Origin of the sequence: Acinetobacter sp. WC-743, from assembly GCF_000335555.1 — a bacterium.
Lineage (GTDB): Bacteria > Pseudomonadota > Gammaproteobacteria > Pseudomonadales > Moraxellaceae > Acinetobacter > Acinetobacter bereziniae.
In genome coordinates this window covers 1-12932 of the sequence record NZ_AMFQ01000125.1, presented here as the reverse complement: position 1 = coordinate 12932, position 12932 = coordinate 1, and the positions used below count along the sequence as shown (strand labels likewise).

The following is a 12932-nucleotide window of genomic DNA, read 5'->3' as shown; positions in this document are numbered from 1 at the left end:
ATGGAACTTGACCGTTACGACAAACAAATATTAGAAATATTAACCCATGAAGATATCAACTTAAATGAATTGTCAGAACGCATTAATCTATCTGTGAGTTCAGTACACCGTCGCATCAAGCATTTGATTGAAACAGATATCATGACCAATCTAAAACGTGATATTAACTTCGAAAAATTAGGCTTTAAGCTACATGTGATTTTACAGATTTCACTCAGTAAACACGACACTGATACTTTTGCAAAATTTTTAGAAGAACTGGAAAATATTCCAGAAGTGATTAATGCCTTTTTAGTCACGGGGCAAACCGCAGATTTCTTGGTTGAAGTCATTGCTAAAGATATGGAAAACTACAGTGAAATTTTACTTAAACGTATTGGTAAAATTGATCATGTGGTCGCGCTACATTCAAGCTTTGTGATCAAAGAATATAATCGAGTATTTAACTGTACTGGCTTACTCAATCGTATTTAGTTGCTGATTCGTGTGCTGACGTTCTATAAGACAAATAAGGGACCTCTCCTTCCCTTATTTAGACAAAAATCAATTTTTTTAATTGAAATGATCTTAATTGTTGTTAGTTAATTTGAGTAGAAATGAATCAAACTGCACTTTATCAAGAAACTTTAAATCAATATTGCTACCGTCGATAAAAAAAATTTTTGCTTGATGAATGTTTCCTTGTATCGTCTCAACTTCCATAAACTTGATGTTTGCTGAATTAATGTATTTATCTCTATATTTTACAAACACTTTTTATCCTTAAGAATGAACCAATTTTACTGATCAACCGATCATTTAAAATTAATCAAAAACGAGACACAAGTCAAATATTTTTAAGTAAATGTTAAATATATAAAATAATAAGCTAAATTTATCTGCCTTTAAAAAGACAATTGATCAGTTGTTTAAACATGATGATTTACTCCGTAAAACGATATTTTAGCTATTTACTGTTCTCATTATTACCATGTGCTTGATCTTTTAAACAACTTCAAACGTGGCGAAAAGCGATTGATTTTATAGAGTGGTGATAACTCAATTACGGCAGCATTTAACAAATAAAAACCAGCATAAAAAAACGCACTCGAGAGTGCGCTTCTTTTACACAAATTAGAATTAATTTTCTAATTCAGCTAAAACTTCGTCGGTAAACTCAACATTGGTATATACGTTTTGAACATCGTCCAAATCTTCAAACATATCAATCATCTTCACGATGAGTTTTGCTTGATCCACATCAGAAATGAGTGCTTTGGTTGATGGACTCATCACCACTTCAGCATTGTCAGATTTCAAGCCTGCTGCAGTTAAAGCATCTTGTACATCACCAAACGTTTCTGGTGTAGTAATTACCAAGATTTCGTCTTCATCGACTTCGATATCTTCAGCACCTGCCTCTAAAGCAATGTCCATAATCTTGTCTTCTAAAGAAACATCTTCGAAAGTAATTTCACCACGCTTGGTAAATAAGTAAGCAACCGAACCTGCTGTACCCAAGTTACCATTGGTTTTAGAGAAACAATGACGAACGTCTGGTACTGTACGATTGAGGTTATCAGTCATCGTTTCAACAATAACTGCTACACCACCAACACCATAACCTTCATAAGTGACTTCTTTTAAATCATCGTTATCTTCACCACCAGCACCACGCTGAATAGCACGATTAATGGTGTCACGTGTCATATTCACTGAAAGTGCTTTTTCAACAACAGCTCGTAGACGAGGGTTACTTCCCACATCAGGACCGCCAAGTCTTGCTGCTGTGGTTAATTCACGAATATATTTGGTAAATACTTTACCGCGACTTGCATCTTGTTTTGCTTTACGATGCTTAATATTGGCCCACTTGGAATGACCCGCCATGCGAAATATGCTCCTGTAGATTGGCCTTATGCCATATCAAATTGCAGCAATTCTACCATAAGCACTTTTTTATGAGAAAGTGCTTATTTTTTAGTTTTGATGCAAATTAAGAGTTTTTTGGCTCAGGAATTACAATATCCAATCCTGTGTGCTCTTTATATAACCGTTTAATTTCTGCGAGATCCTGATCTAAATCATTTGGATAAATTTTTCCAAAAATTCCACCTTGCTTGGTTTTTGAGTTGGCATACATTAAAACAATCGGCACACCTGCAGCTTTGGCTATATGCCAAAAACCTGTACGAATCGGTTTACGTGCTTCTCCGCGTTCAGCACGAGTAGCTTCAGGTGCGATCACCAAATTGAATTCATCCTGACTTTGAAACAATTCAACCATCTGTGAAACAATATCTTTATTTGATTTACGATCCACAGGAATTCCACCAATTTTTTCTAAAATTGGTTTCATGGGTCCTTTAAATAATTCTTTCTTGATTAAAGTATGAATTTTAATGTTATGAATTTGAAATATAGCAAGTGAAAGCACAGCATCCATCATAGACGTATGCTCAAAGCCAATAATCACTTGTTTTTTTTCAAGTACACTTTGATCCACGTCATAAGACCAACCCGAGAGCTTAAAGGTAAGTTCTCCCAAAAACTTTTTCATATAACATGTATGCCTTAAAAATTTGATTCGAGGATTGTCTGAGCAAAAGCAAAAAAAAACAATCACTATTACGCTTATTTTTCTACACTTGTATATTTTATCTTAGAACAATCGTCTTTTCTTAAAGCAACCAAAACATCAATGATTTATTTATACAAATTTGAAAAGTATCAGACTTATATCCTGATCATAAGCCGATACACGACATCACAACGCAATAAATTTAAAAATGCAGTAAATTTTAAATAAATATAAACCATTGATCGACCTAAAAAATTCAAATAAAACTGATCGCTTATAAAATATAAATCTAAAGTTAAAAAAACAAATACTTATATCCATATTCTTCATAATATATTGCTCCACATACCAATCATTTTAAAAATAGAGAAAGGAGTATCAATTATAAAATAAATCATGACATATCATCACTTTTTTCTTTTTAAGGAACGCTTATATTTAATCCACCCTCTTTGTATTTTAGCATTTTTGAATATTGTGTTAACCCACTCAATTAATTATAAAATTCACCTAAAAAATAATATAACTTAAAAATTAATTTAGAGATACTAATTTGTTTTATGCTTTTTTAACACAATTAAAAAATAATTCAATTTATCAAAAAGTAAAACTATGTCACTATTTTGCAATATTTTATTTGTATAAAAAATAAACTAAAAAGTATAATTTTTTTAAATAAATTTCTGATTTTCATTTAGATATAATATTAATACTTTATTTTTCATTACTTTTTTAGTCTTAATTACACTTATAAATTAGAGTTTTTACTCTACTTGTTGATTATTTTGTGTAATTTTAAATAACTCATTGTCAAGAAGACAATGATGATCTTTAAAAGGATGAATCTAATGAAAACAAAAAAGATGTTTCAAAAAGCCATCGTTACAACTTCTCTATTGTGTCTTACAGGGGTTAGCCAAGCTGAAGATTTTAAACGCTTTTCAGTTTCTACAGGCTGGCTACATATGACGTCCATGGGAAAAGCGCAGCCATTTAGAATCAATACTTCGGTTGGTGCGAATACAAAAGCAGCGGTGGGTGTAATTTCAGGGCAAACAATTTTGGATAATGTGGATCAATCTCGTATTGATGCGATGGACCCAACACTCATCGAGTTACTTAATACGCCCAGTAGTACAGAAGGTCGATATTTATTTGATGATTTACTCGAAGTTATCATGGCTGATGACCCCACTTTGATTGATCAATTAACAGGAATTGCTGAAATCAATGGCATTGCCAATTGGACATCAAATGCAGGTTTAGAAGTTGAAGATGTTGATACACTCGGTTTGATGTTTACCTATAATGTTACAGACAATGTTGCTGTTCAGCTGATTGGCGGTGTCCCACCTAAAGTTGATTTAAAAGGCAAAGGTGCTGTTTATGCACCCTTCAACGCAACATCTCAACCTCTTCAAGGCTTGGTTGGCGATCTATACTTAAAGAACAATCTTTTGATTACAGATTTAGATCGCTATAACACTGCTGCTTCTGCCAGAGCTTGGACACCCGCAATTCAAGCACAGTATTATTTTGGAAAATCTGGTGTCAATAAATTTAGACCTTTTGTTGGCGCAGGTGTTATGTATGCCTATTTCAATGATATTAAAATCAATTCAGGAATTAAAAATGATTTGGTCAATGCGGGGCATATGATCCAAAATATTCATGATGGTCAGGCAGGTGCTTCACTTGAAGGCAAACCATCAAGTGGCAATATGAAAGTTAAGGTCGATGCTACAGATGCCCTTGCACCTATCGTCACGGCTGGATTTACCTATGACTTTAAACCAAACTGGTTTGCTATGGCATCTATTTCATATGCTAAATTAGATAATACAGCGACAATCAGTGTGGTGAATACCAATAACAATGCAAAATTAATCCAAGCGAAAACTAAAATCGAGATTGATCCACTGATCTCATATGTTGGTGTTGGTTATCGTTTCTAATTTTTAACCTATAAAGCAATAAAGATTGAAGTCATTTTTTATATTCGATAAAGGAATGACTTCAATTAGGATTTAAAAAATTGGACTCGAAAATGAATTTGCATTTATTCGCTAAAAACCTGTAGGTCAAACGCATTGGCTATCGTATTCATCTTCATACAGCGTAAATAAAGCAAAATTGCGCATAACAAATAATTTTTAGGTTTTATTAAAATACTTGAATAGTAAAATTAAATAGAACAACAAAAAACAAGATAATAGGTGAAATTCGGCTTAAAAAAAACTATTTAAACCAATAAAACTCGACTACTTATCAAGCAAATAAAAATACTAAGAACAATCATTTTTCTAAATTTGTTGCAATTTCGTGACAATACTCTCATTATATGCAAAATTTTTAAACAGATATTGATCATTAAAAATTTTAACTATACTTAACTAAACTTTGGAAAAAAGATGAAAAAATTACTTTTAGTATCAATTTTGGGTGCTCTATCAGTAACTAGCCATGCAGCGAATACTGAAATTCAACCTTATGTGGGTGCAGGTTATACATATTTAGATAATGATGTTGATATTCACTTTTTGGGACTTAATGCTGGTGTTCAATTCAACCAATATATTGGTGCTGAAGCATTTTGGAACAAATCAGTAAATGACATCAAATTTGATGAAGACTTTGAAGAGCTAGGCGTAAGAACTGATGCAGATGTTCAATATTATGGTGTTGCTTTAACGGGTAAATATCCTTTAGAAAACAATTTTTATGCTAAAGGTATGATTGGATATACACGTGTTGATCTTGATGTAGATGCTCAATTTTTAGGTTATAAAGTATCTGAAAGTGAAGATGATTCAGGTGTGATTATTCAAGCTGGTGGCGGTTATAACTTTACCAAGAATATTGCAGCTGAATTAGCATACACATACATTAGCGCTTTTGATGGCTTTAATGGTGTGAATCTTCAATTAAAATATAACTTCTAAGTTAACAATAAGAAAGAAGGATAAATATCCTTCTTTCTTAAATCACAAAGTAAAATAAAAACGCTATACATCATTCATCATACTGATCGTTTGATATGAGTTAGCGATTCAAAACATCAATAATTACTTAAATAAAATTTTAGGTAAATTTCGCTCAGTCAATTTATTTTATTCATCTTATAAATAATGACGAATTTAAAAGTAGCGATAGCAAGCATAATAGACATGCTGCTTCAGTATCAAATCTAAACTCGTGTTTTATAAAAAACTAAGATATTGCACAAGATTTAAAACACACCATAATTTTACTTGATCAACAATCCCCGTAATAATAAATCTAAAGCTGCTCGTGCATGTATTAATCTTTGTACATTATCTCCCCCTTCAGCAATCCAAAATGCAGCTTCTGTTAGACTGCCATAAATTAAAGAAGCAATTGCTTGTGGGTCAACGGGTTCAATCACATTCTCTTGGAGAAGTTTTTCAATGAGTTCTTGCATCGAATCAATACAGTCTTTTTGTGACTCCAATGAGCTTCCTCCTAAAACAGCGCGGGCATCACGAAGAACAATACGTTGGAACTCTGGCTCTAAAGCCATATCTAAATAACGATGACAACGTTGACTAAAACCAAGCCAAGCATTTTCAGCATGATCAGAAATAAACTGTAGTTGATGATCCATCTCACTATCAATTTGCTTCACAACCGCTGCTAATAGTCCTTTCTTATCTCCGAAATGATGATAGAGCGCTCCACGGGTAAAGCCTGCTTGAGCAGTCAGGTCATCCATTGAGGTCTCTGCATACCCCTTTTCACTAAATACTATACGTGCCATTGCGATCAAAGCGGCACGGGTTTCTTCCATTTCAGCACGGGTGCGACGAACCATCAAAAAAACTCCTTACATACATTTCGTATGAATATTTACATACGCCTCGTATGATTGTATGCTTTATTCATACGCAGCGTATGTATTTTACAAAATCCTTGTATCTTTACAAGAAATCATTTTTAGGAAGACCGAATGATTGATGCATATCGAGAATTATTTTTAAAACCCCATACGACCACATTCACGATGGCTGGTTTAATTGCACGTATCGCTTTGCCGATGAGTAGTATTGGAATCATCCTTATGGTTTCGCAGTTGTATGATAGTTATGCCCTTGCAGGTTTAGTGTCGGCTACATTTGTCCTCACTTATGCGCTTATTTCACCACAAGTATCAAGGCTCGTTGATCGCTATGGACAAAGAGATATACTTCCAATCGTAACGATCATCTGCACAGTAGGCTTTGTTATCCTAATTTATAGCGCTTGGAAGCAAACTGGCAATTGGTACTTATTTATTGGAGCATTTTTGGCAGGTTTTATGCCAAGCATATCGGCAATGGTGAGAGCCCGTTGGACAGAACTTTATCGTGATCACCCCAGATTACAGTCGGCTTATTCCTTAGAAACAGTACTTGATGAAGTGTCATTTATTATTGGACCTCCCTTATCTGTAGGCTTATCTATCATTTTATTCCCTCAAGCCAGCTTAATCGTTGCAATCTTATTACTGATTATTGGCGTTATTATATTGGTTCTTCAACGTGCAACTGAACCCCAATTGGACGATTTAAATACCCATCTGCCGAATTCTGGCTCGATTATCCAACTTGCAAATATACGTTTACTGACTTTACTTATGCTGAGCATGGGCGTTATTGTCGGTACAGTGGACATCGTGAGTGTCGCCTTTGCTGAAGCAGTTTCTCAACCCGCTGCTGCAAGTCTAGTCCTCTCTGCTTATGCTCTAGGATCATGTATATCGGGTCTGTGGTTTGGTGCACTTAAGCTGTCAATGCCCTTACATCGACTTTTATTATGTGGCGGTGTAGCTACAGCCATCGCAACCATTCCCTTAGCTTGGATTAACAGTATCGCTATTCTGGCTTGTGTTGTATTTGTGGCTGGAATATTTTTTGCACCGACGATGATCGTGGCAATGTCACTGGTTGAACGTCTTGTCCCGAAACACCGCTTAACTGAAGCAATGACATGGTTATTGGCTGGTTTAAATATTGGTGTAGCATTAGGCGCAGCAAGTGCGGGGCAAATGCTCGATCGCTATGGTTTAGAATATGGATTCTTGATCGCCTTGGGTGCGGGTGCAATCGTATTCATCCTTGCACTATTTGGAAATTATCGTTTAAGACATCATGAACAATCGTCAGCTTAAAATCATTCAAAATAGCTTGTTCACAACTCATTAAAATAGGTCATCAGACGTGAATCATATTGATATCAAAAATTCATTGTTCCTTAGGGCGATAGTTAAGATAAAGCTTTTTGCATTGAATGATGTTTTTTAAAGAGCTTTTCGACAGCTAATATTCCATTTTACAAAAACTGGTGAACTTCAAAATCATTTAAATTGAAGTTCATTTCTCAGTATTACTATTTAAGAAATCTATAGATTCAAATATTTAAAATAAACCACGCTCAAGTTTTTCTTGGTCATTTTTTTGCTTTTAAACAATCCGTCGCCTGATCCAACTTAAACAGCTCATAGATCAGTTCATTTTTTTCTGGCATTGTAAAATCAATTTTAACTTTTTCTGGAGAATCAAACTGATGGTAACTTATTGTAAATCTTTTAGAATGGATTAACTCTCCCATCAGTCCACAGGATTCCTGCGGATCAGTCGCAACAAATAAAATTTGTATTGCTTTTAATCCCTCATCCGCAAAGTCTGTTGATTGCAGTTTTTGATTGATACCACTATCCATGCTGATATATATCGGCTTATTGGAATCAATAAATTGAGTAGTTTTATTTACTCCTGAATCATCAGTCAATGCGACGGAAAGAGTTAAAAAAACTGCTTTTTCTGGATAACCCAGTGCTTTCGCAAAATTACCTTCTTTTTGGTATAGTCGAATTGCTTCATGACCAGAGTCACTGTAAAGCCTCAAACTATCAATCGCTTTAAAGTTATCCGAGATAATTTGCTTCTGCCAATCATTTGCATAACAAAAAGTTACTGCCATTGAAAGTTGGAGAAAACAAACTAATTTAACAAGTGTGGTTATTTTTGTTGGCATCATTTATTGCAAGTACTCTTTTCTAGATTTGGAAATAATCAGCTAAACTCAAGGTCTACTTATTGATTTAAAACAATGAATAAAATGATGTGCTTATGGAAATTTAAATTTTAGTTCAAACCAATGATGTTTATAAATACATCAAACTTAAAAAACCGTAAAATTTTTAAAGTATGCTTGCGTTCTCACTATCTAAAATTCAATAATTTATTCTCAGGTTCAGTTATTCTGGAAAGATCATGATCATAGTGCAAACCTGTTTTTATCCTTGAACTTCAGAACGAGCAATGCTCGAACATCCATTTAAAAAAATGCTAAAAATAAACGAATACTCATAAAAATCCTTAATTAAAAATACAGAAGATTAACATAAAATATGTAATTATCAACATTAAAAACCTAGCATAATAATCGTAATCACTACTATTTAAGTTAATCTTTCTAACAAACAAACAACTTCCATTAAATATTATATAAACACTAAAAATATATATAAAAATACTCCCAAATATATTTACCTTACTAATACCTCCATAATATATTGCTTTCAACAAAATTAACAATACAACTACTATAAACGAAATTATTATAGTAGATGTACGTCTTTCATTCATAATTATTTTCATTAAATTATTCAATTATGCCTCCACATTACTTTTTTTCCTCCATGACCTTATCAATTTCACTACCTGAATATTTATCAATACTATAACCAATAGCTTCAACCGTTGCCCGTTTAACAGAGTCAGGAGCTGCATCAGCTCCTGCACCAAATACAGCACCTACACTTAATGATATTGCAGTACTTATAATTTTATGTTTTGTAGATTTATCTGGATCAGTCCAATTCAAGAACTCATCAACCCTTGTACCGATTGTTCCTAAAATGCCTCCAACTGGTGCGCCGACTCCTGTTGCCGTACAAGCTATAGCACTAACATCTAATGCAGTACCAATTTAGCATTTTTAAGTGATTCTTCTTTTAACGATCTATCAATACGTTCTTTCTTTGCTTTGGCTTCCTCTATAATTCTTAAATTAGCCTTTAATGCTCTTTCTTCAGATGCAATCATAAGACCTTCAGCTTTAGTATAGTCTTCAGCTTTCTTATTCTTTTGCAACCCCATCGGATCAATCCACTGATTTGGATCACTTACATAAACCGAGTTATTTAACCCACCAAACAACCCAATCGGGTCTTTACTCACATACCTTGCACTATACGGCTCGTAATAACGATAACGGTTATAGTGTAAACCTGTTTCTTGATCCTTGCGCATCAGACCGAGCAATGCTCGATCTTTGCTCATGCCCCTGAAAACGAATATTACTATAGCCGAATGGATTGTCGTGTTCGGTTGTCTTAATTTCTAAAGTCGTACCCCATGTGTCCTTTTAAATTTCCCAAATACACTCACCTAACTCGTTGCTTAATGTTTGCGGTGTTCCTACTTGGTCGCAGTGATAAAACGCCACACGTTCTAATTCAACTTTGTTTTTTCTTTTAGTTCTCCATATTGAGCCTTTATAGATAAAATTGCATTTCTGGATATATGACAATCAGACTAACTATAAATATGCTACTAATTACTCTTTATTTTTTAAAAATTTAATTTCTTCATATATTGCATTCTTTTCAGATAAATATAAAAATTTATCATAGATTGGTTCTACAGCATCTGGATATTGATCTGTTATTAAAAAAAATGTATAAAAAGGTGAAAATACTTTAATTAAAACATTTTTATTAATAATTATTTTTTTCCAAAATAAAATTTTATTCACCTTGACTTCACTTACTTTAAACTCATTATTTTCATAAAGCAGATAAAGTACATTATTTTTATAAAATAATATTGCTTTTTTTCTATTTTTACTCCAATCATAAAATTCGTAATAAAAACCTCTAAGTCCGTGTACTTCCATCTCACCTAAAGCAATTTTAGTTCTTGACAAAATAGATCCCGTCTCCAAATCATATTCTATAATTTCAGAATATTTGTCATAAGCCTTTCTTGACTCTTTTATAAGCAATAAAACGTTGTTATTAATCACACATGACTCCTTTAGCAACAGCTAAACCTGTGCCCCCACCTACAATTCCTACAGTATAATCAATATTTTTTCCGCCAGATCTTTTTTAATTTATTCAGGCGTTTTCTGAAGCATAGTCACTAATAAGAATAAAATTAAAAAATAATTTAATTATTATTTTTCATCTCCTTTCTGTACGGATATAAATCTTCATAATCAAATCTCTTCCAATACTCTTTCCAATTAGGATCTATATTCAGTTTATTTAATTTAACAAATTCTTCGCTTTTAATTTTCTCAATGGCATCACGATTTCCTAGTTCAGCTGATTTTTGTAAAAACTCTGAAGCCATTCCGTAATCTTTTATTTTCAAAAAAACCATAGCCTGACTATATTCAATGCCCCCTCCATCTCTCCCCATATTTTCACTTTTTTGATACCATATTTTTGCCTTTATTAGATCTCTTTTAACGCCATACTCCTCATGGTATGCATCCCCTATTAATTTCATAGCTTTAGGATCATTTTTTAAAACAAGAGGATACAAGTTTTTGTATGCCTCTAAGTAATCTCCTGATTTAACTAAGGATACAAAATCAGTGTAAGATTTTTCTTCTATCTTTCTATGCTTATACTGATAATCCTTAATTAAAAAAAACACTACTATTGATATAATAAATAACATAAAGATAAAAAATATCGCCCTATACTTTACATTCATTTCATCACTCACTTTTCAATTATCATTTTAGGGCTTGTACCATCAAATAATCGTTTCAATTTAAAGAACTTAGATGTACCTGAGTCATTTATTTTATTCACTGTAATACACCCATGTGAGATACTTCCCTCATGTAAATAAAACTCTCCTCTATTTCTTAACCTTCGGTTTATTACCCCTTCATCTAAGCACCAAGACCCACCATATTTATCGACTCTTTTCATATCATAAGTACCTGGTAACGGAGGCTCAATAACTTTAGTGTTTAAGCATCAGTTGAATAAAACGGGTATAGCCTGTTTATAATAACGGTACAAAGCTATCTGGTTCATATACATAGTGTTTTGTGTAGTCTTGTGTATTGAGTTGATTTTGTATGACTTCTAGATAATGAATCCTTGCCACCAAGACTTTTTATAAAAAATATATTTGACTATGAGTTTCTTCACAGTCAAATACCTTATAATTTTATTTTCATAAACTACAACTCTTGAAAATAATGTTCGTGCTCTAAATATGCACTACTAAATCTAGCTCTAAATTTACTATTTCTCTGTAAATCATTTTTTGGTTGCCAAAATTCTTTTTGAATTACCCAATCATAAACTGTAATATTCACAGGGTATTTAGTAAGGATACATTTTAGTTTATTTTCAAAAATATATTTTTCAGCTTCATTCTTTTGAATAAAACATCCGATAATATTTAAATTTTCACTACTTTGTATAACCCAAATATAATCATCATTCATGTCTTCACCTAATATATGGTTTCCAAACCATATGGATCACAATATTGTTCATAGCTTACCCCTAAAGTTTCTGCCTCCATAGCACAAAGACATTTACTTGATAAAGAGCTATCCTTACATTGAGGAATTGTAAAAATATGCACAGCACTTTGAACAAAACTCATTATACCTACAGCTTTTAAGGTTGTTCCAGTAGATTTAGCTGAAGTGCTATTAGGTTTACACGCTGTACAACCATAATTTTGAAATTTCAAATATTTATTAATTTTATTAATATCTCTTCTAATTACTGACAAATTCTCATTTACAACTTGCTGCTGTTTTGATGACAAAGCAGGCTCTCCTTTTAAGGGTTTACCATTTGCACCTATTTTAACAGTTTTTCCACCACCATTGACATGCGCATGCGCTGGTAAATGATCATTACCATAATAATAATGTTCTATTGTAATACCACTTTGTTGAACTATTTTACTATTTGGAAGAGTTGGCTCCCCATTTAACCCCAATGCATCAATCCATTGTAGAGGATTATTCACATAAGCTAATTGATGTAAACCACCATTCAACCCAATTGGGTCTTTACTCACATACCTTGCACTATACGGCTCGTAATAACGATAACGGTTATAGTGTAAACCTGTTTCTTTATCGTAATACTGCCCTTGGAATCTTAGGTTACTTTGTTCAAGTGGATTGGATTCATTTGCAGTTTTAATTTCTTGTGTTGTTCCCCATGTGTCCTGTTTGATTTCCCAAATACACTCACCTAACTCATTGCTTAAGGTTTGTGGTGTGCCCACTTGATCACAGTGATAAAACGCAACACGTT

The 12932-nt window shown here is 33.1% G+C and carries 13 protein-coding genes and 1 pseudogene; 4 read left to right on the top strand and 10 right to left on the bottom strand.

The window, feature by feature from the left end:
• A complete protein-coding gene (locus ACINWC743_RS18650) occupies positions 1-474 on the top strand; it encodes an Lrp/AsnC family transcriptional regulator (RefSeq protein ID WP_004831109.1) in 474 nt (157 codons plus the stop codon).
• 645 nt (positions 475-1119) lie between these two features.
• Here the strand turns inward: ACINWC743_RS18650 and ACINWC743_RS18640 are convergent.
• Together ACINWC743_RS18640 and ACINWC743_RS18635 are read right to left on the bottom strand one after the other, a co-directional pair.
• On the bottom strand, positions 1120-1869 hold the full coding sequence (locus tag ACINWC743_RS18640; protein WP_004831110.1) for a YebC/PmpR family DNA-binding transcriptional regulator: 750 nt from the start codon (positions 1867-1869) through the stop codon (positions 1120-1122).
• Positions 1870-1975: 106 nt separating this feature from the next.
• Complete coding sequence (locus ACINWC743_RS18635) at positions 1976-2539, bottom strand: 1-acyl-sn-glycerol-3-phosphate acyltransferase (protein ID WP_005029431.1); 564 nt, start codon at positions 2537-2539, stop codon at positions 1976-1978.
• 869 nt (positions 2540-3408) lie between these two features.
• On the opposite strand from ACINWC743_RS18635, the gene ACINWC743_RS18630 reads away from it, so the two are divergent.
• Both ACINWC743_RS18630 and ACINWC743_RS18625 read left to right on the top strand, forming a co-directional pair.
• Positions 3409-4515: an OmpW/AlkL family protein gene (locus ACINWC743_RS18630; protein WP_009586574.1), complete on the top strand. Its 1107-nt coding sequence runs from the start codon at positions 3409-3411 to the stop codon at positions 4513-4515.
• Positions 4516-4971: 456 nt separating this feature from the next.
• Entirely contained in the window at positions 4972-5502 is a 531-nt protein-coding gene (locus tag ACINWC743_RS18625; protein WP_004831114.1) for a porin family protein, read from the top strand.
• A 305-nt stretch (positions 5503-5807) separates the two neighbouring features.
• On the opposite strand, the gene ACINWC743_RS18620 is transcribed toward ACINWC743_RS18625, so the two are convergent.
• Positions 5808-6392 carry a TetR/AcrR family transcriptional regulator gene (locus tag ACINWC743_RS18620; protein WP_009586607.1) on the bottom strand — a complete coding sequence of 195 codons (585 nt, stop codon included), beginning with the start codon at positions 6390-6392 and terminating at the stop codon, positions 5808-5810.
• 135 nt (positions 6393-6527) lie between these two features.
• Between ACINWC743_RS18620 and ACINWC743_RS18615 the strand changes: the two genes are divergently transcribed.
• Entirely contained in the window at positions 6528-7727 is a 1200-nt protein-coding gene (locus ACINWC743_RS18615) for an MFS transporter (protein ID WP_009586581.1), read from the top strand.
• Positions 7728-8005: 278 nt separating this feature from the next.
• Here the strand turns inward: ACINWC743_RS18615 and ACINWC743_RS18610 are convergent, their stop codons facing one another.
• The 7 genes and pseudogenes from ACINWC743_RS18610 to ACINWC743_RS24950 all read right to left on the bottom strand — a co-directional run.
• Positions 8006-8596 (bottom strand): hypothetical protein, encoded by a 591-nt coding sequence (locus ACINWC743_RS18610; protein WP_035301441.1) that lies wholly within the window; start codon positions 8594-8596, stop codon positions 8006-8008.
• A gap of 648 nt (positions 8597-9244) precedes the next feature.
• The gene (locus ACINWC743_RS18605; RefSeq protein ID WP_009586544.1) at positions 9245-9445 is read right to left on the bottom strand and encodes a hypothetical protein; all 201 of its coding nucleotides are present in this window, start codon (positions 9443-9445) and stop codon (positions 9245-9247) included.
• A gap of 254 nt (positions 9446-9699) precedes the next feature.
• Positions 9700-10147, bottom strand: a pseudogene (locus tag ACINWC743_RS24030) (RHS repeat domain-containing protein); the annotation flags it as partial.
• Positions 10148-10180: 33 nt separating this feature from the next.
• Positions 10181-10648, bottom strand: a complete 468-nt coding sequence (locus tag ACINWC743_RS18595) for a hypothetical protein (RefSeq protein WP_009586541.1) — start codon at positions 10646-10648, stop codon at positions 10181-10183.
• A 146-nt stretch (positions 10649-10794) separates the two neighbouring features.
• The gene (locus tag ACINWC743_RS18590) at positions 10795-11361 is read right to left on the bottom strand and encodes a sel1 repeat family protein (RefSeq protein ID WP_009586613.1); all 567 of its coding nucleotides are present in this window, start codon (positions 11359-11361) and stop codon (positions 10795-10797) included.
• A 469-nt stretch (positions 11362-11830) separates the two neighbouring features.
• Entirely contained in the window at positions 11831-12100 is a 270-nt protein-coding gene (locus ACINWC743_RS18580; protein ID WP_009586549.1) for a hypothetical protein, read from the bottom strand.
• A gap of 8 nt (positions 12101-12108) precedes the next feature.
• Positions 12109-12932, bottom strand: an 824-nt coding sequence (locus ACINWC743_RS24950) for an RHS repeat domain-containing protein (RefSeq protein WP_009586552.1), incomplete at its 5' end; no start/stop codon positions are given.

What these genes read in the sequence shown, in the direction of transcription:
- ACINWC743_RS18615 (WP_009586581.1), top strand. Translation starts at nt 6,528, where the DNA reads ATGATTGATGCATATCGAGAATTATTTTTAAAACCCCATACGACCACA.
- ACINWC743_RS18610 (WP_035301441.1), bottom strand. Translation starts at nt 8,596, where the DNA reads ATGATGCCAACAAAAATAACCACACTTGTTAAATTAGTTTGTTTTCTC.
- ACINWC743_RS18625 (WP_004831114.1), top strand. Translation starts at nt 4,972, where the DNA reads ATGAAAAAATTACTTTTAGTATCAATTTTGGGTGCTCTATCAGTAACT.
- ACINWC743_RS18630 (WP_009586574.1), top strand. Translation starts at nt 3,409, where the DNA reads ATGAAAACAAAAAAGATGTTTCAAAAAGCCATCGTTACAACTTCTCTA.
- ACINWC743_RS18620 (WP_009586607.1), bottom strand. Translation starts at nt 6,392, where the DNA reads ATGGTTCGTCGCACCCGTGCTGAAATGGAAGAAACCCGTGCCGCTTTG.
- ACINWC743_RS18640 (WP_004831110.1), bottom strand. Translation starts at nt 1,869, where the DNA reads ATGGCGGGTCATTCCAAGTGGGCCAATATTAAGCATCGTAAAGCAAAA.
- ACINWC743_RS18650 (WP_004831109.1), top strand. Translation starts at nt 1, where the DNA reads ATGGAACTTGACCGTTACGACAAACAAATATTAGAAATATTAACCCAT.
- ACINWC743_RS18635 (WP_005029431.1), bottom strand. Translation starts at nt 2,539, where the DNA reads ATGAAAAAGTTTTTGGGAGAACTTACCTTTAAGCTCTCGGGTTGGTCT.
- ACINWC743_RS18580 (WP_009586549.1), bottom strand. Translation starts at nt 12,100, where the DNA reads ATGAATGATGATTATATTTGGGTTATACAAAGTAGTGAAAATTTAAAT.